Raw genomic sequence first — 19,520 nt, 5'->3', positions numbered from 1 at the left:
AATCACCAGCCGCCGGCCGGACCCGTCAGCTCCTTGACCGCCGGACGCGCCGCGTCGAGCACCGTCATGAACCAGGCGGAGAACGGCGCGGTCGCATGGCGCTCGGCCAGCTCGGCCGCCGTCACGAACGCGGTCTCCTCGACCTCCTCCGGATCCGGCCGCACATAGCTCTGCACCATGCCGACGAAGAGATGGTTGTACTCCTGCTCCACCAGGCCCGACGCCGGGTCCGGGTGGTTGTAGCGGACCGTGCCCGCCTCCGCGAGCAGCGACGGCGAGACACCCAGCTCCTCGAACGTGCGCCGCGCGGCGGCCGCGAACGGCGCCTCGCCCGGATACGGATGGCCGCAGCAGGTGTTCGACCAGACACCGGGGGAGTGGTACTTGCCCAACGCGCGACGCTGCAGCAGCAGACGGCCCGCCTCGTCGAACAGGAACACCGAGAACGCCCGGTGCAGCCGGCCCGGCGCCTGGTGTGCGGAGAGCTTCTCGGCCGTCCCGATCGTGTTGCCGTCCTCGTCGACCAGCTCCAGCATGATCGACGCCTGGACGCCGTTCGGCGAGATTCCGTTCGGCGAGCTGTGTGCCGCGGTGGCTGGTGTGGTCGCCATACCCGTCCTTCTTCGCTTCGGTCTCGGCCCGGTGAGGGCACCTCAGTCTGCCGTACAAAAGCGGCTTGTCCGTACTTCGGCGGCCGGACATGGCCGGGCCCACCACACCGGAGTACACCCGGTGTGGTGGGCCCGCCCGACCCCTCAGACGCCGAAAGCCGCCGGATAGTGGATCGTGCCCATGGGCACGGGCCCGGAACCGTCCAGGACCAGCGCCATCATCGCCTCGTCGGGGACCTCGAAACCTGGCTTGATCCCGTACTGCGAAGCCCGTGCGAATCCGAACCGGGGGTAGTACTCCGGATGGCCGAGCACCAGCACGAGCCGCTCGCCGCGCAGCCGCGCCGCGTCGAGCACCGCCCGGACGACGGCCTGCCCGGCGCCGGAACGCTGATGGGCCGGGGCCACGGCGACCGGCGCCAGAGCCGTCGCCGGAACGTCACCCACCCGACAGCGGGTGATCAGCGCGTAGGCCGCGACCGTGCCGTCCGGCGCCTCCGCGACGTACGAAAGCCCCGGCAGCCAGGCGCTCCCGTCCTCGCGCAGGGCGTCCACCAGCGCGGCCTCGTCGCCGCCCGCGAACGCCGCCGTGTTGATCCCCCGTACGACCGGAACGTCGGCCGGGGTCTCCTCCCGGGTGCGCCAGCGGGGATCGGTGGGACGCAGGACGTAGCCGGTGTAGCCGAACTCGGCGCCGTGGTCGCGGCGCATCGCGATCTCCTCACGGGTGACGGCGAGCGCCTCGGCCATACCCGGCGCGGCCGGGTCCGCCGCGTCGGCCCGAGCGGCGAGCGGGCCGTAGTACTCGTCCCAGTCGCTCTCGGGCTGCCGGATGGTCCCGAGGACGTGGTAGCCGGCCTCGACCGAGGCCGCGGTGTTCTCGGCGCCGCCACGGAGCCGGTAGTGCCGGTCCCAGAAGGCGCGGGCCTCCGGGGAGGGGTCGTCGGCCGTCCACTCGCACTCGGTGAGCACGAGCGTGCCCCCGGGCGCGAGGAGCCGGCGCCAGCCGGCCAGGGCGGTGTCGAACCCGATCGAGTACGCCGAGCTCTCGGCCCAGACCAGGTCGAAGGAGCCGTCCGGGAGAGGAAGCTCACCCATGTCGGCGTGCAGGGTACGGACGGACGCGCCGAGCCCGCGGGCCTCGGCGGCCTCCCGCAGTTCCCGCAGGAACGGCTCGTGCAGATCGACCGCCGTCACCTCGGCGCCCGCCTCGGCGGCGAGGAACAGAGCGGAGCGGCCGGGGCCGCACCCCAGGTCGAGCACGCGCGGACGCGCGGGAAGCGGCCCGGCGAGGTCGAGCAGACGACGGGTGGTGGTGTCGGAGCCGGGACCCTGGCGCGGAAGACCGCGGTGCAGGGCGAAGAAGGCCTCGTACAGAGCGTGGGTGTTGTCGGACAACGTGGGAAACCCTTGTGAGAGAGGGCCCCGGCCGACGACATGACGTACCGGTCGGCGTCACGGCCCGGACGGCGGTGACGCGGCGGACCGGGAGATCAGATCAGCCGGAGACCCGGGAGCTGAAGCAGGACCGGGCGCTGCCGCACGGGGCAGCCTCCATCGCGACGGTCATCAACCTCAGCTCCTCTCACCTACGGGTTCGTGCGCCGAGATTAACAGGGGCGGGGCCCCCGGGTCACAGACAGAGCCCGGCCTCGTGGGCGGCGTGGCCCGCGGGCTCCAGCTGGAAGGTGCAGTGCTCCACGTCGAAGTGCGAGCCCAGGCACCCCTGGAGGTCGTGGAGCATCTTCTCGTGCCCCACCGAGTCCAGGGCGCCCTGGTCGACCACCACATGGGCGGAGAGGACCGGCATCCCGGACGTGATCGTCCAGGCGTGCAGGTCGTGCACGTCCTCGACGCCGGGCAGCGCCAGTATGTGCGCCCGTACCTCCGCCATGTCGACGCCCTTGGGGGCCGACTCCAGCAGCACGTCCAGGGTCTCGCGCAGCAGCTTGACCGTGCGCGGCACGATCATCAGGCCGATCGCGATCGAGGCGATCGGGTCGGCGTACTGCCAGCCCGTGGCGAGGATGACACCCGCCGCGACGATGACCGTCACCGAACCGAGGGCGTCCGCCAGGACCTCGAGATACGCGCCGCGGACGTTGAGGCTCTCCTTCTGGCCGCGGACCAGCAGGGAGAGGGAGACCATGTTCGCGACCAGACCGATCAGCGCGAACGCGATCGCGAGTCCCCCCTTGGTCTCGGCCGGTTCGATGAACCGCTGGATCGCCTCGTACAGCACGTAGCCGCCCACGCCGAGGAGCAGCAGGCAGTTGGCCAGGGCGGCGAGGATCTCGGCCCGCGCGAAGCCGAAGGTGCGGTGGTCGGTGGGCGGCCGGTTGGCGAAGTGGATCGCGAGCAGCGCCATGGCGAGGCCGACGGCGTCCGTCGCCATGTGGGCGGCGTCGGCGATCAGCGCGAGAGAGTCGGCGAGGATGCCGCCGACGATCTCGATCACCATCACGGAGAGGGTGATCGCGAGCGCGATGCGTAGCCGCCCCTGGTAGGCGGCAGCCGCCGTGCCCGTGGGCGGCGGCCCTCCGTGGCTGTGCCCGTGGTCGTGTCCAGCCCCCATGACAAGGCCTCCCGGTCGTGTCGTTCCCTGTGCCCCGCACGCAAGTGAACTACGGGAGGGGGGTACCTGCAACACGGCACTGAACACCGTTGTCATATGCCCTGACCTGCGGTGATGGCCCCTGGTCAGAGGCCCGTGGCGATCACGGCGGCGCCGGGGGTAAGCGGCCGTCCCAGGGGGTGCCTCGCGCGGTTTGTGGGCGGGGGTGCCGATCGATCATGATGATCTCCGCAGCACGCGGCGCGCTCGCACCGATGCGAGGGGGCCCGGGGGAGTCCTCCCCGCGAAGCCTCGGTGAACTCGCGCTTTCGTTCATCCGATAGCCTCGGCCGACGTGCCGCCGCCCTTCGACGGGCCGCACCACCGTGCCCCGGGCCGTGTGCCGGGGGCCCCCGCCGGCCCGTCCGCCAGCTCCAAGGAGTGAGTTCGTCTGTCGACCGCCATCCTCACCGGTCCGCCGGTACCCGGATCGTCGCTCGACGGCGATCTGCGGTCACTCGGCTTCGACGTCAGGGTCGCCTCCGGCCCGCACGAGACGGGCGCGCTGCTCGCCGCCGTGCCGGCGGCCGAGCGGGTCGCCGTGGTCGACCCGCGGTTCGTCGGACACCTCCACGCGTTGCGGCTGGCCCTCACCGACCCCCGCTTCCCCGCCGCGGCGGCCCCCGGCGCCCTCACCGCGCGGCCGGAGGCCCGGACCGCCCTGACCCGCGCGCTGACCGCCCTGCCGCCGGCCGGCACCACACCCGCGCCGGCCGACGCGACCCGGACCGAGGCGCCCGACGCCTCCGACGCGGCCGGGACCGCCACGGCGACCGCACCCGACGGCACCGCGACCGCCGCCGACACCGCCCTCGTGACGGCTCCCGCCGCGACGGGCAGCCTGCCCGACACGCTCGCCGACGCCCTCGACGCCGAGGGCGTGGCCGTGCACCGGCCCGAGCTCGGCTCGCTCGTCGCCTCCGTACCGGCCGACGCCGAGGCCCGCCACGCCGCCCGCGCCGCCGTCGCGGCCGTCGACGACGAGGCCGTACGCCTGCGCTCCGCGGTCAAGGCCCACGACGGCTTCTTCACCACGTTCTTCATCAGCCCGTACTCCCGTTACATCGCCCGCTGGTGCGCCCGGCGCGGGCTGACCCCCAACCAGGTCACCACCGCCTCGCTCCTCACCGCCCTCCTCGCGGCCGGCTGCGCCGCCGCGGGCGAGCGCGGCGGCTACATCGAGGCCGGCGTCCTGCTCCTCGTCTCCTTCGTCCTGGACTGCACCGACGGGCAGCTCGCCCGCTACTCCCTGCAGTACTCGACGATGGGCGCCTGGCTCGACGCCACCTTCGACCGCGCCAAGGAGTACGCCTTCTACGCCGGCCTCGCCCTCGGCGCCGCCCGCGACGGCGACGACGTGTGGGCCCTGGCGCTCGGCGCGATGGTCCTGATGACCTGCCGCCACGTCGTCGACTTCTCCTTCAACGAGGCCAACCACGACGCCCAGGCCAACACCAGCCCCACCGCCGCCCTCTCCGACCGGCTCAACGGCGTCGGCTGGACCGTCTGGGCCCGGCGCATGATCATCCTGCCGATCGGCGAGCGCTGGGCGATGATCGCGGTCCTCACCGCCGTCACCAGCCCCCGGATCGTCTTCTACGCCCTGCTGATCGGCTGCGCGTTCGGCGCCTGCTACACCACGGCGGGCCGGCTCCTGCGCTCGGTCACCCGCAAGGCGCGCCGTACCGACCGGGCCGCCCAGGCCCTCGCCGACCTCGCCGACTCGGGCCCGCTCGCCGAGCTGGTCGCCCGGGCCGGCCGCCGCCCCGCGCTGCGCCCGCTGTTCCGTGCCCCGGTGCTGTGGGCCGCGGCCGGGACGGCGCTCCTGCTCGCCGTCGCCCTCGCGGAGCCCTTCGGCTCCCCCCTCACGGCCGTCGCCGCGCTGCTCTACGCCCTCCTGGCCGGCGGCGCGGTCGTCCGCCCCCTCAAGGGCGCCCTCGACTGGCTCCTCCCCCCGTTCTTCCGCGCCGCCGAGTACACCACCGTGCTCGTGCTGGCCGCCAAGGCCGACGCCCCGGGGGCCCTGCCCGCCGCATTCGGGCTGGTCGCGGCGGTCGCCTACCATCACTACGACACGGTGTACCGCATTCGCGGCGGCACCGGCGCGCCGCCCGCCTGGCTGGTGCGCACCATCGGCGGTCACGAGGGCCGCACGCTCCTGGTGACCCTGCTCGCCGCGCTGCTCGCGAGCCGTGGCGACGACTTCACCCTGGCGCTCACCGCCCTCGCGGTCGCCGTGGCGCTCGTGGTGCTCGTGGAGTCCATCCGCTTCTGGGTGTCCTCCGGAGCACCTGCCGTACACGACGAAGGAGAAACAGCATGATTGGCCTCGTACTGGCAGCCGGTGCCGGACGGCGTCTGCGCCCCTACACCGACACGCTCCCGAAGGCCCTCGTGCCCGTCGACGGTGAGACGACCGTCCTCGACCTCACGCTGAAGAACTTCGCGGAGGTCGGCCTCACCGAGGTCGCCGTCGTCGTCGGCTACCGCAAGGAGGCCGTGTACGACCGCAAGGCGGAGCTGGAGGCGAAGTACGGCGTCAGCCTCACCCTCATCGACAACGACAAGGCCGAGGAGTGGAACAACGCCTACTCCCTGTGGTGCGCGCGTGAGGTCCTGAAGAAGGGCGTCATCCTCGCCAACGGCGACACCGTGCACCCGGTCTCCGTCGAGAAGACCCTGCTCGCCGCCCGCGGCGAGGGCCGGAAGATCATCCTCGCCCTCGACACGGTGAAGAGCCTCGCCGACGAGGAGATGAAGGTCATCACCGCCGACGGCAAGGGCGTCCAGCGCATCACCAAGCTGATGGACCCGGCCACCGCCACCGGTGAGTACATCGGTGTCACCCTCATCGAGCCCGAGGCCGCCGAGGAGCTCGCCGACGCCCTGAAGACCACCTTCGAGCGCGACCCCGACCTCTACTACGAGGACGGCTACCAGGAGCTCGTCAACCGCGGCTTCACCGTCGACGTGGCGCCCATCGGCGACGTGAAGTGGGTGGAGATCGACAACCACGACGACCTGGCGAAGGGCCGTGACATCGCGTGCCAGTACTGACCCGGCTCATCCCGTCGCCGGTCGTCGTCGACATCCGCCGAGGAGCGCTGGACGACCTGTCCGCGCTCCTCGCGGACCAGCGGATCTCCAGCAACGGCAAGATCGCCGTCGCCATCAGCAGCGGCTCGGGCGTCAAGCTGCGTGACCGCTTCGCCCCCGAGCTGCCGGGCGCCGACTGGTACCCCGTCGACGGCGGCACCATCGACGCGGCGGTCAAGCTCGCCGACGCGATGCGCGGCAAGCGGTACGACGCCGTCGTCGCGCTCGGCGGCGGCAAGATCATCGACGTGACGAAGTACGCGGCGGCCCGTGTCGGCCTGCCGCTGGTGGCCATCGCCACGAACCTGTCGCACGACGGCATCTGCTCGCCGGTGTCCACCCTGGACAACGACAACGGCCGCGGCTCCTACGGCGTCCCGACCCCGATCGCGCTCGTGATCGACCTGGACGTGATCCGGGACGCCCCGGTGCGCTTCGTCCGTTCGGGCATCGGCGACGCGATCTCCAACCTCTCCGCCATCGCGGACTGGGAGCTCTCCCACCGCGAGACGGGGGAGCCGGTCGACGGCCTCGCCGCGGCCATGGCCCGCAGCGCGGGCGAGGCGGTCCTGCGCCACCCCGGTGGCGTCGGCGACGACGACTTCCTGGTCACCCTCTCCGAGGGCCTGGTGATGTCCGGGATCGCCATGTCGATCAGCGGCGACACGCGCCCCTCGTCGGGCGCCTGCCACGAGATCAGCCACGCCTTCGACCTGCTCTTCCCGACCCGCGCGGCCAGCCACGGCGAGCAGTGCGGCCTCGGCGCGGCCTTCGCGATGCACCTGCGCGGCGCGTCCGAGGCGTCCGAGCTGATGGTCGACACCCTGCGCCGGCACGGGCTGCCCGTACTCCCGGAGGAGATCGGGTTCAGCGTGGACGAGTTCGTCCGCGCCGTGGAGTTCGCCCCGCAGACCCGTCCGGGCCGCTTCACCATCCTCGAGCACCTCGACCTGTCCACAGACGAGATCAGGGACGCGTACGCCGACTATGCCAAGACCATCCGTAGCTGAGCTCCGCCCGGTCGTCCACCCGGCGGGAGTGAAGGACCGGCGCAGCGGGGAGCACTGGGCCGGCCGCCTGTACATGCGGGAGATCTCGCTGCGGGTGGACCGCTACCTCGTGAACACCCGGGTCACGCCCAACCAGCTGACCTACCTGATGACCGTCTTCGGTGTCCTCGCGGCCCCGGCGCTCCTCGTGCCCGGGATCTGGGGCGCCGTCCTCGGCGTGCTGATGGTCCAGATGTACCTCCTGCTCGACTGCGTCGACGGTGAGATCGCCCGCTGGAAGAAGCAGTTCTCGCTCGGTGGCGTGTACCTGGACCGGGTCGGCGCCTATCTGTGCGACGCCGCGGTCCTCGTCGGCTTCGGCCTGCGCGCGGCCGACCTGTGGGGCCCCGGACGCATCGACTGGCTGTGGGCCTTCCTCGGCACGCTCGCCGCGCTCGGCGCCATCCTGATCAAGGCCGAGACCGACCTGGTCGGCGTCGCCCGGCACCAGGGCGGGCTGCCCCCGGTCAAGGAGGCGGCGTCCGAGCCGCGCTCCTCCGGCATGGCGCTGGCCCGCAAGGCCGCCGCCGCGCTCAAGTTCCACCGGCTGATCCTCGGCATCGAGGCGTCGCTGCTGATCCTGGCCCTGGCCGTGGTGGACGCGGCTCGCGGCGACCTGTTCTTCTCGCGGCTCGGCGTCGCGGTCCTCGCGGGCATCGCGCTGGTCCAGACGCTGCTGCACCTGGTGTCGATCCTGGCGTCGAGCCGGCTGAAGTGAGGACAAGCGTGAGTACGCCGATGAAGCTGGGCGCCGTCATCATCACCATGGGCAACCGGCCCGACGACCTGCGCGCGCTCCTCGACTCGGTCGCCAAGCAGGACGGCGCCCCGGTCGAGATCGTCGTGGTCGGCAACGGCGCCCCGGTCACCGGGGTGCCGGACGGCGTCCGCACCATCGACCTGCCCGAGAACCTGGGCATCCCCGGCGGCCGTAACGTCGGCATCGAGGCCTTCGGCCCCGGCGGTACCGACGTGGACGCCCTGCTCTTCCTGGACGACGACGGACTGCTCGTCGGCACCGACACCGCCGAGCTGGTCCGCCAGGCCTTCACCGCCGATCCGCGGCTGGGTATCATCAGCTTCCGGATCGCGGACCCGGAGACCGGCCTGACCCAGCGCCGGCACGTCCCGCGCCTGCGGGCCTCCGACCCGATGCGCTCCTCGCGCGTGACCACCTTCCTCGGCGGCGCCAACGCCGTCCGTACGAAGGTGTTCGCCGAGGTCGGCGGCCTGCCGGACGACTTCTTCTACGCCCACGAGGAGACGGACCTCGCCTGGCGGGCCCTCGACGCCGACTGGATGATCGACTACCGTTCCGACATGGTGCTGCTCCACCCCACCACGCCGCCGTCACGGCACGCGACCTACCACTTCAACGTGGCGCGCAACCGCGTGTGGCTGGCCCGCCGCAACCTCCCCGCGCCCCTGGTCCCGGTCTACCTCGGCGTGTGGCTGCTGCTCACCCTGGCGCGACGGCCCTCCGTCCCCGCCCTCAAGGCATGGTTCGGCGGATTCCGGGAAGGCTGGACGACTTCCTGCGGTCCCCGCCGTCCCATGAGGTGGCGTACGGTGTGGCGGCTGACCCGACTGGGACGCCCGCCCGTCGTCTGACATCGTGGTACCCGACTTGCCGCGCATCTTGAATACGAAAGTTTCGACTTGTGAGTGACACAACCCACGACGGTGGGGTCGCGACGAGCGCCCCGCCGTCCGCCGACGACGGCCTGAGTCCGGCCGCGCTGGCCGCGAAGCACGGTCTGTCGGTCAGCGGCGCCCGGCCGGGGCTCATCCAGTACATCCGGCAGCTGTGGGGCCGGCGCCACTTCATCCTGGCCTTCTCCCAGGCGAAGCTCACGGCCCAGTACAGCCAGGCGAAGCTCGGCCAGCTGTGGCAGGTGGTCACCCCCCTGCTCAACGCGCTGGTCTACTTCCTGATCTTCGGGCTCATCCTCAACGCGGACCGGGGCATGTCGCGGGAGGTGTACATCCCGTTCCTCGTGACCGGCGTCTTCGTGTTCACCTTCACGCAGAACTCCGTGATGGCCGGTGTGCGCGCGATCTCCGGGAACCTCGGCCTGGTGCGGGCGCTGCACTTCCCCCGCGCCACCCTGCCGATCTCCTTCGCGCTCCAGCAGCTCCAGCAGCTGCTGTTCTCGATGATCGTGCTCATCGCCATCGCGGTCGCCTTCGGCAGCTACCCCGCCGTCAGCTGGCTGCTGATGCTCCCGGCGCTGCTGCTGCAGTTCGTCTTCAACGCCGGCCTGGCCATGATCGTGGCGCGGATGGGTGCCAAGACCCCGGACCTGGCGCAGCTCATGCCGTTCATCATGCGGACCTGGATGTACGCGTCCGGCGTGATGTTCTCCATCCCCGTGATGCTCGCCGAACAGCCGACCTGGATCGCCGACCTGCTGCAGTACAACCCGGCGGCCCTCCACATGGACCTGATCCGGTTCGCGCTGATCGACGGCTACGGCGCCTCCAACCTGCCCCCGCACGTCTGGATCGCCACCCTGATCTGGACCGTGGTGGTGGGCCTGGGCGGCTTCGTCTACTTCTGGAAGGCCGAGGAGAGGTACGGCCGTGGCTGACCACGACAGCGACCAGGGACGCATTCCCACCGTCATCGCGGACGAGGTCCACATCGTCTACCGCGTCAACGCCGGAGCCGGCGGCAAGGGCAGCGCCACCGCGGCGCTGAGCCGGATCCTCGGCCGCGGCAAGGGGGAGGCCGCCCGCGGCGTCCGCCGGGTGCACGCCGTCCGGGGGGTGTCCTTCACCGCCTACCGCGGCGAGGCCATCGGCCTGATCGGCTCCAACGGCTCGGGCAAGTCGACGCTGCTGCGCGCCATCGCCGGCCTGCTCCCGACGGAGAGCGGCAAGGTGTACACCGACGGGCAGCCCTCGCTCCTCGGTGTCAACGCGGCGTTGATGAGCGACCTCACCGGCGAGCGGAACGTCATCCTCGGCGGGCTCGCCATGGGCATGAGCAAGGAGGAGATCCGCGACCGGTACCAGGGGATCGTCGACTTCTCCGGCATCAACGAGAAGGGCGACTTCATCAGCCTGCCGATGCGGACGTACTCCTCCGGCATGGGCGCCCGGCTCCGCTTCGCGATCGCGGCCGCCAAGAACCACGACGTCCTCATGATCGACGAGGCGCTGGCGACCGGCGACCGGAAGTTCCAGATCCGTTCCGAGGAGCGCATCCGCGAGCTCCGCAAGGAGGCCGGCACGGTCTTCCTGGTCAGTCACAGCAACAAGTCGATCAGGGACACCTGCGACCGGGTGCTGTGGCTGGAGAAGGGCGAGCTGCTCATGGACGGGCCCACGGAAGAGGTCCTGAAGGCGTACGAGCGCGAGACCGGGAAGTAGCCCGCGACCGTGTGCGAAGGGGCCTCGCCGGCGACGACCGGCGGGGCCCCTTCGCCGTATCCGGCGGCCGTGCCCCGCGACCTTCCGGGCTTCGGGTGATCGCGTTGCGCACCGTCCCGGCCGCCCGTGCGTCGCGCTGCGTCACCTGGAATGTTCATGCGGTCAACATCGGGCAGGATGAGCCCATGGCAGCCTTCTCGGGGGGAAAGTCCTACCACCACGGTGATCTTCGCAACGCCCTGATCTCCGCGGCCGTCGACCTCGCCACCGAAGGTGGCCCCGAGCGGGTCGTCCTGCGCGAGACCGCCCGCCGGGTCGGCGTGTCGCCCACCGCCGCCTACCGTCACTTCGACGGCCGGGGCGAGCTGCTGCGGGCCGTCACGGTCCACGCCCAGCGGGCGCTCGCCGACTCCATGGAGCGCGCCGCCGCCCGCGCCCCGGGCGCCGACGACCCCACCCTCGCCGCCGAGCTGCGGCTCGCCGCCCTCGGCCGCGGCTATGTCGGCTTCGCGCTCGACCACCCCGGCCTCTACCGCGCCGCGTTCTGCACCCCCCGCTCCTCCTGCGCGGACGGCTGGGCCCCCACCGGACAGACGTCCGAGCCCGAGCCCGAGATCCGGGCGTTCACCCTGCTGACGGACGCGCTGGAGGCCCTGGCCCGGACCCGCGGGCTCCCCGACCGGGTCCGCCCCGCCACCGAGATGGCCGCGTGGTCCGCCGTACACGGACTGTCACTCCTGCTGCTCGACGGGCCGCTGCGGCGGCTGCCGGCGCCTCGCCGTCAGGCCGTGGTCGAGTCCACCCTCGCCATGGTCGTCTCCGGAACCCGCGCCGACTGAACGTCAACGGAACGTGAACTTCCCCGCTAGCGGGCGATGTTGACGCGCCCGCGGATGTTCTCCCCGTGTGCCCGACACCCCTGCGTGGTGACGGGCGTTGTACAACGTAAGCTGTACCGGTGCTGATTCGTGGCAAGTGGGGCGATACCCCCTAGGCATCCCGGCCGTCAGGCGGCGTTCCCTCCGGGGAGGCCCGGTGGCGTGTCCGAAATAGGATGGATTGGATCGGCAGTGTAGAACAGGAGATGTGACGGCCATGACGCGAAATCTCCAGCTCCCCGAGAGTGTCGCCGTCCCCGCGTCGGGCAGCGCTCAGTGACGGGATCCCGGCAGGCGCGCCCCGACGCCACCTCGCGCTCCACGCTCGACAAGGCCACGGAAGAGAACTTCCCCGTGGCCCCCTTCTTCCTGCCCCGCGCCTGGCGCGAGGACCTCATGGCCGTGTACGGCTACGCCCGCCTCGTCGACGACATCGGCGACGGCGACCTCGCCCCCGGCGGCGCCGACGCCCGCCGCCTCGGCGTCGCCCCCGAGCGGGCCGAGGACCGGCTCGCGATGCTGGACGCCCTCCAGGCCGACCTCACCCGGGTGTTCGACCCCGCCGACGGCGGGCCCCGCCACCCCCTGCTCAGGGCGCTGCTGCCGACCGTCCGGCGCCGCGCCCTCACCCCCGAGCCCTTCCTCGGACTGATCGAGGCCAACCGCCAGGACCAGCTCGTACGCCGCTACGAGACGTACGACGACCTCGCCGCCTACTGCGCCCTCTCCGCGAACCCCGTCGGACGTCTCGTCCTCGCCCTCACCGGCACCGCGACCCCCGAACGGATCCGCCGCTCCGACGCCGTCTGCACCGCCCTGCAGATCGTCGAGCACCTCCAGGACGTCGCCGAGGACCTCGGCCGCGACCGGATCTACCTCCCCGCCGAGGACATGAAACGTTTCCTTGTCACCGAGGACGACCTGGCCCGGCCCACCGGCAGCGCCTCGGTGCGCGCCCTCCTCGCCTTCGAGGCCGAGCGCGCCCGCGCGCTGCTCGACGACGGCGCCCCGCTGGTCGCGAGCGTGCACGGCAGGCTGCGCCTCCTCCTCGCCGGGTTCACCGCCGGCGGGCACGCCGCGCTCGACGCGATCGCCGCCGCCGGCTTCGACGTCCTGCCGGGGCCCCCGAAGGCCACCAAACCGAGTCTGATCCGCCACACGGGAGCGGTCCTGCTCCGCGCGCGGAGAGAGGGGTGAGCCGGACCGTGGAGGAACAGACGGAGACATCCCCACCGGTACAGGCCGCGTACAGCTACTGCGAGGCCGTCACCGGACAGCAGGCCCGTAACTTCGCCTACGGGATCCGGCTGCTGCCGACCGAGAAGCGCCAGGCCATGTCGGCCCTGTACGCCTTCTCCCGGCGCGTCGACGACATCGGCGACGGCGCCCTCGCCGGCGAGGTCAAGCGGGAACGCCTGGAGGCCACCCGCGCGCTGCTGGAGAGGATCCGCGCGGGAGCGGTCGACGACGACGACACCGACCCCGTCGCGGTCGCCCTCGCCGACGCCTCCCGCCGCTTCCCCATCCCGCTCGGCGGCCTCGACGAACTCATCGACGGCGTCCTGATGGACGTCGACGGCGAGACCTACGAGACCTGGGACGACCTCAAGGTCTACTGCCGGTGCGTCGCCGGCGCGATCGGACGGCTCTCGCTCGGCGTCTTCGGCGCCCAGCCCGGCGCGCACGGCGCCGAACGCGCCCCCGAGTACGCCGACACGCTGGGCCTCGCCCTCCAGCTCACCAACATCCTCCGGGACGTGCGGGAGGACGCGGGCAACGGCCGCCTCTACCTGCCCGCCGACGACCTCGCCAAGTTCGGCTGCGGCGACGGCTTCCACAGCGACACCCCGCCGGCCGGGTCCGACTTCACCGGCCTCGTCCACTACGAGGTCCGGCGCGCCCGGGCCCTCTTCGCCGAGGGCTACCGACTGCTGCCCATGCTCGACCGGCGCAGCGGCGCCTGCGTCGCCGCCATGGCCGGCATCTACCGACGGCTGCTCGACCGGATCGAACGCGACCCCGGAGCCGTCCTTCGCGGCCGCGTCTCACTCCCCGGCCACGAGAAGGCGTACGTCGCCGTCCGCGGCCTCTCCGGCCTCGACACCCGCCACATCTCCCGGCACACCGTCAGGAGGCGCGGCTGATGGCGTCGCGCACCACCCCGGGCCGGGCAACCCCGGACCACGCCGTCGCGTCCCTGCCCGTGAGGGCCCTGGGCCGTGTCCGGAAAGTAGCGCGGTCTGCCCGCAGGGCAGGGCCCGCGGCGTCTGGTGCGTGCGCTCGCAAGGCGGAGGGTCGCCCTCGTACGGGGCGTACTCGGGTGATCCCGCCAACGCAGCGTGGGGGCACCTCCCGTGCCCGAAGGGCTACGGGGGAGCGTGCCAGGCGGCGCGGCCAGGCGGGACTTTTCGGACACGACCTCAGGGGGAAGCCATGACCCACGACACCGCGCGCCCCGGCGGACAGCCGCACGCCGTCGTGGTCGGGGGCGGCCTCGCCGGGATCACCACCGCACTGCGGCTCGCCGAGGCGGGCGTGCGCGTCACCCTGCTCGAAGGCCGTCCACGCCTCGGCGGACTCGCCTTCTCCTTCCAGCGCGGCGACCTCACCGTCGACAACGGCCAGCACGTCTACCTGCGCTGCTGCACCGCCTACCGCTGGTTCCTCGACCGCGTCGACGGCGCCCGCCTCGCACCCCTCCAGGACCGGCTCGACGTCCCCGTCCTCGACGTCGCCCACCCCCGCGGCCCGCGCCTCGGACGGCTGCGCCGCACCGCGCTGCCCGTCCCGCTGCACCTGGCGAAGAGCCTCGCCACCTACCCCCACCTCTCGCTCGCCGAACGCGCCGGCGTCGGACGCGCCGCCCTCGCCCTCCAGCGGCTCGACCCCGCCGACCCGGCCCTGGACGGCATCGACTTCGCCACCTGGCTCGGCCGGCACGGCCAGAGCCCCCGCGCCATCGAGGCGCTGTGGGACCTGGTCGGCGTCGCCACCCTCAACGCCACCGCGCCCCACGCCTCCATGGGCCTGGCCGCCATGGTCTTCAAGACCGGCCTCCTCTCCGAGCCCGGCGCCGCCGACATCGGCTGGGCGCACGTTCCGCTCGGCGAGCTCCACGACACTCGCGCCCGCAAGGCCCTCGACTCCCTCGGCGTCCGCACCGCCCTGCGCACCAAGGCCGAGCGGATCACCCGTACGGCCGAAGGCGGCTGGAGCGTCGACGTGGCCGGCGAGACGATCGAGGCGGACGCCGTCGTCCTCGCCGTACCGCAGCGCGAGACCCGTGCACTCCTGCCCGACGGCGCTCTCGACGACCCCGACCGGCTCCTCGACATCGGCACCGCCCCCATCCTCAACCTGCACGTCGTCTACGACCGCAAGGTGCTCCGGCAGCCGTTCTTCACCGCCCTCGGCTCCCCGGTCCAGTGGGTCTTCGACCGCACCGAGTCCTCCGGCCTGCTGAGGGGCGGGCTCGACGGGGCCCCGGGCGGTCAGTACCTCGCCGTCTCCCAGTCCGCCGCCCAGGACGACATCGACGAACCCGTCTCCGTCCTGCGCGAGCGCTACCTCCCGGAGCTGGAGCGACTGCTCCCCGCCGCCCGCACCGCCCGGGTCAGGGACTTCTTCGTCACCAGGGAGAGGACGGCGACCTTCGCCCCCACCCCGGGCGTCGGCCGGCTCCGCCCCGGCGCCCGCACCCACGCCCCCGGCCTCTACCTGGCCGGCACGTGGACCGCCACCGGCTGGCCCGCGACCATGGAGGGCGCCGTCCGCAGCGGTTTCAGCGCCGCGGACGCCGCGCTCCGCGCCCTCGGCCGCCGCCATGAACATCCGCTGCAGGAGGCGGTATGAGTGTGAGTACTGGAACAAGAGGAGAGACCGTGCCGACTGTGCCCCCGGTGAAACCGGCCGTCGACACCGCGGACGTGACCGCCCTGCTGGAGCGGGGGCGGACCCTGTCCACCCCCGTGCTGCGGGCGGCCGTCGACCGGCTCGCACCGCCCATGGACACCGTGGCCGCCTACCACTTCGGCTGGATCGACGCGCGGGGCAACCCCGCCGACGGGGACGGCGGCAAGGCCGTCCGCCCGGCGCTCGCCCTGCTCTCGGCCGAGGCCGCCGGAGCCCCCGCCGAGGTGGGCGTCCCCGGCGCCGTCGCCGTCGAGCTCGTCCACAACTTCTCGCTGCTGCACGACGACCTGATGGACGGCGACGAACAGCGCCGCCACCGCGACACCGTCTGGAAGGTCCACGGCCCCGCCCAGGCCATCCTCGTCGGGGACGCCCTCTTCGCGCTCGCCAACGAGATCCTGCTCGAGATCGGCACCGTCGAGGCCGGGCGGGCCACCCGCCGCCTCACCACGGCCAGCCGCAAGCTCATCGACGGGCAGGCCCAGGACATCTCCTACGAGCACCGCGAGCGGGTCACCGTCGAGGAGTGCCTGGAGATGGAGGGCAACAAGACGGGCGCGCTCCTCGCCTGCGCCGTCTCCATCGGCGCGGTCCTCGGCGGCGCCGACGACCGCACGGCGGACAAGCTGGAGGAGTACGGCTACCACCTCGGCCTCGCCTTCCAGGCCGTCGACGACCTCCTCGGCATCTGGGGCGACCCGGAGTCCACCGGGAAGCAGACCTGGAGCGACCTGCGCCAGCGCAAGAAGTCCCTCCCGGTCGTCGCCGCCCTCGCCGCCGGCGGCGAGGCCTCCGAGCGGCTCGGCGAACTGCTCGCCGCCGACGCCAAGTCCAACGAGTTCGAGTCCTTCTCCGAGGAGGAGTTCGCCACCCGCGCCGCCCTCATCGAGGAGGCCGGCGGCCGCGACTGGACCTCCCAGGAGGCCCGCCGCCAGCACGCCATCGCCATCGACGCCCTGCACGGGGTCGACATGCCCGAGCGGGTCCGGGCGCAGCTCACCGCGCTCGCCGACTTCGTCGTCGTACGGAAGAGATGATCACCATCACCCTGATATGAGTTCGCAGTCGCCGGCCGGTGCCATCCGGCGCCGGCCGACGGCAGACCCGAAGCAGCGGAAGTACACCTACTGCACGAAGGGGACGCCATGACAGCGACGACCGACGGAAGCGCCGGGGCCGTGGGCCCCCTGGCGGCCGCGGCCAGCGAAGTATCCGACACCACCGCCGTGACGGCCGGCCTCCAGGAGGCGGCCGTCCGGACCGCGGAGCCCGTGACGGCCGGCCGGGACCGGCTCGCCAAGCCCACGGGCGGACAGGACCGGCTCACCGTCCGGACCGCGGACCCCGGCCAGGACCGGCTCACCGTCCGGACCACCGAGCCGGCGCCCGGCCCGGACCCGCTCACCGTCGGGGCCGCCGAGCCCCCGGAGGGCGGCGGCCTCGACCGGCTCGCCGCCCGGGCCGCGGAGCGCTCCATCGCCCATCTCCTCGGCCGCCAGGACGCCGAAGGCTGGTGGAAGGGTGACCTGGAGACCAACGTCACCATGGACGCCGAGGACCTCCTCCTGCGCCAGTTCCTCGGCATCCAGGACGAGGAGACGACCCGGGCCGCCGGCCTCTTCATCCGGGGCGAGCAGCGCGAGGACGGCGCCTGGGCCACCTTCCACGGCGGGCCCGGCGAACTCTCCGCCACCGTCGAGGCGTACGTCGCGCTGAGGCTCGCGGGGGACCTGCCCGACGATCCGCACATGGCGCGCGCCGCCGCCTGGGTCCGGGAGCGGGGCGGGATCGCCGCGGCCAGGGTCTTCACCCGGATCTGGCTCGCGCTCTTCGGCTGGTGGCGCTGGGAGGACCTGCCCGAGCTGCCTCCCGAGCTGATCTTCCTGCCGAAGTGGTTCCCGCTCAACATTTACGACTTCGGCTGCTGGGCGCGGCAGACCATCGTGCCGCTCACCGTGGTCTCCGCCAAGCGCCCGGTCCGCCCGGCCCCCTTCCCGCTGGACGAGCTGCACGCCGACCCGGCCCGGCCGAACCCGTCCAGGCCCCTGGCGCCCGCGGCCAGTTGGGACGGCCTCTTCCAGCGGCTCGACAAGGCCCTGCACCTCTACCACCGGGTCGCTCCGCGCCGGCTGCGCAAGGCGGCGATGAACGCCGCCGCCCGCTGGATCGTCGAGCGCCAGGAGAACGACGGCTGCTGGGGAGGCATCCAGCCGCCCGCGGTCTACTCGGTGATCGCCCTCCACCTGCTCGGCTACGACCTCCAGCACCCGGTCATGCGCGCCGGTCTCGACTCCCTGGACCGGTTCGCGGTCCGGCGCGAGGACGGCGCGCGGATGATCGAGGCGTGCCAGTCGCCGGTCTGGGACACCTGCCTGGCGACCATCGCCCTCGCCGACGCGGGCGTGCCGGCGGACCACCCGGCCCTGGTCAGGGCCGCCGACTGGATGCTGGGCGAGGAGATCGTCAGGCCCGGCGACTGGGCGGTGCGCAGGCCCGGACTCCCGCCGGGCGGCTGGGCGTTCGAGTTCCACAACGACAACTACCCGGACATCGACGACACCGCCGAGGTCGTCCTCGCGCTGCGTCGGGTGCGGCACCCCGACCCCGCCCGGATCGAGTCCGCGATCGCCCGCGGCGTCCGCTGGAGCCTCGGCATGCAGTCCGGTAACGGCGCCTGGGCGGCGTTCGACGCCGACAACACCAGTGCCTTCCCCAACCGGCTGCCCTTCTGCGACTTCGGCGAGGTCATCGACCCGCCGTCGGCCGATGTCACCGCCCATGTGGTGGAGATGCTCGCCTACGAGGGCAAGGCCAGCCACCCCCGTACCCGTCGGGGGATCGAGTGGCTGCTCGCCGAACAGGAGCCGTTCGGGGGCTGGTTCGGCCGCTGGGGCGTCAACTACGTCTACGGCACCGGTTCGGTGGTCCCGGCCCTCGTCGCCGCCGGGATGCCCGCCTCCCATTCGGCGATCCGCCGGGCCGTCGCCTGGCTGGAGTCCGTACAGAACGAGGACGGCGGCTGGGGCGAGGACCTGCGCTCGTACAAGGAACGGGCCTGGATCGGCCAGGGCGCTTCCACCGCGTCGCAGACGGCCTGGGCGCTGCTGGCGCTCCTGGCCGCGGGCGAGCGCGCGTCCACGGCGGTGGAGCGGGGTGTCGCCTGGCTGGCCGAGACCCAGCGGCCGGACGGCTCCTGGGACGAGCCGTACTTCACCGGTACCGGCTTCCCGTGGGACTTCTCGATCAACTACCACCTCTACCGTCAGGTGTTCCCGCTCACCGCGCTCGGACGGTATGTGAACGGCGAGCCGGCCCCCTCCAGGGAGGGCTGATGGGCGAGGAGCCGCGGTCCGCGGGCTCCGTGCCGCCGCTGCTGATCGCCTGCGCCCTGGGCATCGAGCGGCTCGCCCTGCGCGGCGGCGGCCGGGGCGGCGCGCCGGGGCCCTTCGCCGTCGTCCGTACGGGCATGGGACCCGCGCAGGCCCGGCGGACCGTGTCCCGGGCGCTCGGAGAGGAGGCCTGGCGGGACGCCGCCGTCGTGGCCTCCGGATTCTGCGCGGGTCTCGCCGCCGGGATGCACCCGGGCGATCTGATCGTCGCCGAGGAGACCCGGGGACCGGACGGCACCACCCGCTGCACCGGGACGGAGCTGCTGGTCGAGGCGGTGAGCCGGGCGCTGCCCGGGCGGACGGTGCACACCGGCCCGCTGACCGGCTCCGACCACGTGGTGCGCGGCCCCGAGCGGTCCGAGCTGCGGGACACCGGGGCGATCGCGGTGGACATGGAGTCGGCCGCCACGCTCCGTACCGCTCTGGCCGCCGGACCCCGCCCGGTTGCGGCCGTACGGGTGGTCGTGGATGCTCCGGAGCACGAACTTGTCCGAATTGGCACGGTACGGGGAGGAATATCTGCTTTCCGGGTTCTTCGTGCCGTCCGCCCCGCATTCTTCGAATGGCACCGTTCTTTGCTGCTCCCCAGGAGGTGA

17 protein-coding genes are annotated in these 19,520 nt (G+C 72.8%); 14 read left to right on the top strand and 3 right to left on the bottom strand.

What is annotated here, in order from left to right; all coding sequences use genetic code 11:
• Positions 1-2: 2 nt before the first annotated feature.
• The 3 genes from idi to ACZ6RC_RS12555 all read right to left on the bottom strand — a co-directional run bounded on the left by idi (position 3) and on the right by ACZ6RC_RS12555 (position 3,186).
• The gene (gene idi, locus ACZ6RC_RS12565) at positions 3-611 is read right to left on the bottom strand and encodes an isopentenyl-diphosphate Delta-isomerase (protein ID WP_469581668.1); all 609 of its coding nucleotides are present in this window, start codon (positions 609-611) and stop codon (positions 3-5) included.
• Positions 612-755: 144 nt separating this feature from the next.
• Entirely contained in the window at positions 756-2,009 is a 1,254-nt protein-coding gene (locus tag ACZ6RC_RS12560; RefSeq protein WP_469581665.1) for a GNAT family N-acetyltransferase, read from the bottom strand.
• A 235-nt stretch (positions 2,010-2,244) separates the two neighbouring features.
• Positions 2,245-3,186: a cation diffusion facilitator family transporter gene (locus ACZ6RC_RS12555; protein ID WP_391135185.1), complete on the bottom strand. Its 942-nt coding sequence runs from the start codon at positions 3,184-3,186 to the stop codon at positions 2,245-2,247.
• Between the two features lie 430 nt (positions 3,187-3,616).
• On the opposite strand from ACZ6RC_RS12555, the gene ACZ6RC_RS12550 reads away from it, so the two are divergent.
• From ACZ6RC_RS12550 to ACZ6RC_RS12485, 14 genes are all read left to right on the top strand, one after another.
• On the top strand, positions 3,617-5,548 hold the full coding sequence (locus ACZ6RC_RS12550; RefSeq protein WP_469582837.1) for a DUF5941 domain-containing protein: 1,932 nt from the start codon (positions 3,617-3,619) through the stop codon (positions 5,546-5,548).
• Positions 5,545-6,282, top strand: a complete 738-nt coding sequence (locus ACZ6RC_RS12545; RefSeq protein WP_391135182.1) for a phosphocholine cytidylyltransferase family protein — start codon at positions 5,545-5,547, stop codon at positions 6,280-6,282. The genes ACZ6RC_RS12550 and ACZ6RC_RS12545 overlap by 4 nt, the downstream gene beginning before the upstream one ends.
• The gene (locus ACZ6RC_RS12540; RefSeq protein WP_391135179.1) at positions 6,270-7,331 is read left to right on the top strand and encodes an iron-containing alcohol dehydrogenase family protein; all 1,062 of its coding nucleotides are present in this window, start codon (positions 6,270-6,272) and stop codon (positions 7,329-7,331) included. Before ACZ6RC_RS12545 ends, ACZ6RC_RS12540 begins: the two co-directional genes overlap by 13 nt.
• Positions 7,309-8,088 carry a CDP-alcohol phosphatidyltransferase family protein gene (locus ACZ6RC_RS12535; protein WP_391135176.1) on the top strand — a complete coding sequence of 260 codons (780 nt, stop codon included), beginning with the start codon at positions 7,309-7,311 and terminating at the stop codon, positions 8,086-8,088. Before ACZ6RC_RS12540 ends, ACZ6RC_RS12535 begins: the two co-directional genes overlap by 23 nt.
• Positions 8,089-8,108: 20 nt before the next feature.
• Positions 8,109-8,981: a glycosyltransferase family 2 protein gene (locus tag ACZ6RC_RS12530; protein ID WP_469582834.1), complete on the top strand. Its 873-nt coding sequence runs from the start codon at positions 8,109-8,111 to the stop codon at positions 8,979-8,981.
• A gap of 50 nt (positions 8,982-9,031) precedes the next feature.
• Positions 9,032-9,961, top strand: coding sequence for an ABC transporter permease (locus tag ACZ6RC_RS12525; protein ID WP_391135173.1), 930 nt, complete (start codon positions 9,032-9,034; stop codon positions 9,959-9,961).
• Entirely contained in the window at positions 9,954-10,745 is a 792-nt protein-coding gene (locus tag ACZ6RC_RS12520; RefSeq protein WP_391135170.1) for an ABC transporter ATP-binding protein, read from the top strand. The genes ACZ6RC_RS12525 and ACZ6RC_RS12520 overlap by 8 nt, the downstream gene beginning before the upstream one ends.
• Before the next feature lie 185 nt (positions 10,746-10,930).
• Positions 10,931-11,584 carry a TetR/AcrR family transcriptional regulator gene (locus tag ACZ6RC_RS12515; RefSeq protein ID WP_469581656.1) on the top strand — a complete coding sequence of 218 codons (654 nt, stop codon included), beginning with the start codon at positions 10,931-10,933 and terminating at the stop codon, positions 11,582-11,584.
• A gap of 315 nt (positions 11,585-11,899) precedes the next feature.
• Entirely contained in the window at positions 11,900-12,820 is a 921-nt protein-coding gene (hpnC, locus tag ACZ6RC_RS12510; protein ID WP_391135164.1) for a squalene synthase HpnC, read from the top strand.
• Positions 12,817-13,767 carry a presqualene diphosphate synthase HpnD gene (gene hpnD, locus ACZ6RC_RS12505; RefSeq protein WP_391135161.1) on the top strand — a complete coding sequence of 317 codons (951 nt, stop codon included), beginning with the start codon at positions 12,817-12,819 and terminating at the stop codon, positions 13,765-13,767. Before hpnC ends, hpnD begins: the two co-directional genes overlap by 4 nt.
• A gap of 289 nt (positions 13,768-14,056) precedes the next feature.
• On the top strand, positions 14,057-15,475 hold the full coding sequence (hpnE, locus tag ACZ6RC_RS12500) for a hydroxysqualene dehydroxylase HpnE (RefSeq protein WP_469581653.1): 1,419 nt from the start codon (positions 14,057-14,059) through the stop codon (positions 15,473-15,475).
• Complete coding sequence (locus ACZ6RC_RS12495) at positions 15,472-16,572, top strand: polyprenyl synthetase family protein (protein WP_391135155.1); 1,101 nt, start codon at positions 15,472-15,474, stop codon at positions 16,570-16,572. The genes hpnE and ACZ6RC_RS12495 overlap by 4 nt, the downstream gene beginning before the upstream one ends.
• A 108-nt stretch (positions 16,573-16,680) precedes the next feature.
• A complete protein-coding gene (gene shc, locus ACZ6RC_RS12490) occupies positions 16,681-18,867 on the top strand; it encodes a squalene--hopene cyclase (protein ID WP_469581650.1) in 2,187 nt (728 codons plus the stop codon).
• Positions 18,867-19,520: a phosphorylase family protein gene (locus ACZ6RC_RS12485; protein WP_391135148.1), complete on the top strand. Its 654-nt coding sequence runs from the start codon at positions 18,867-18,869 to the stop codon at positions 19,518-19,520. The genes shc and ACZ6RC_RS12485 overlap by 1 nt, the downstream gene beginning before the upstream one ends.

This window comes from Streptomyces sp. NPDC048353 (assembly GCF_055587165.1).
Note: the sequence above shows the minus strand (reverse complement) of the source record. Positions and strands in the feature narration are given on the sequence as shown.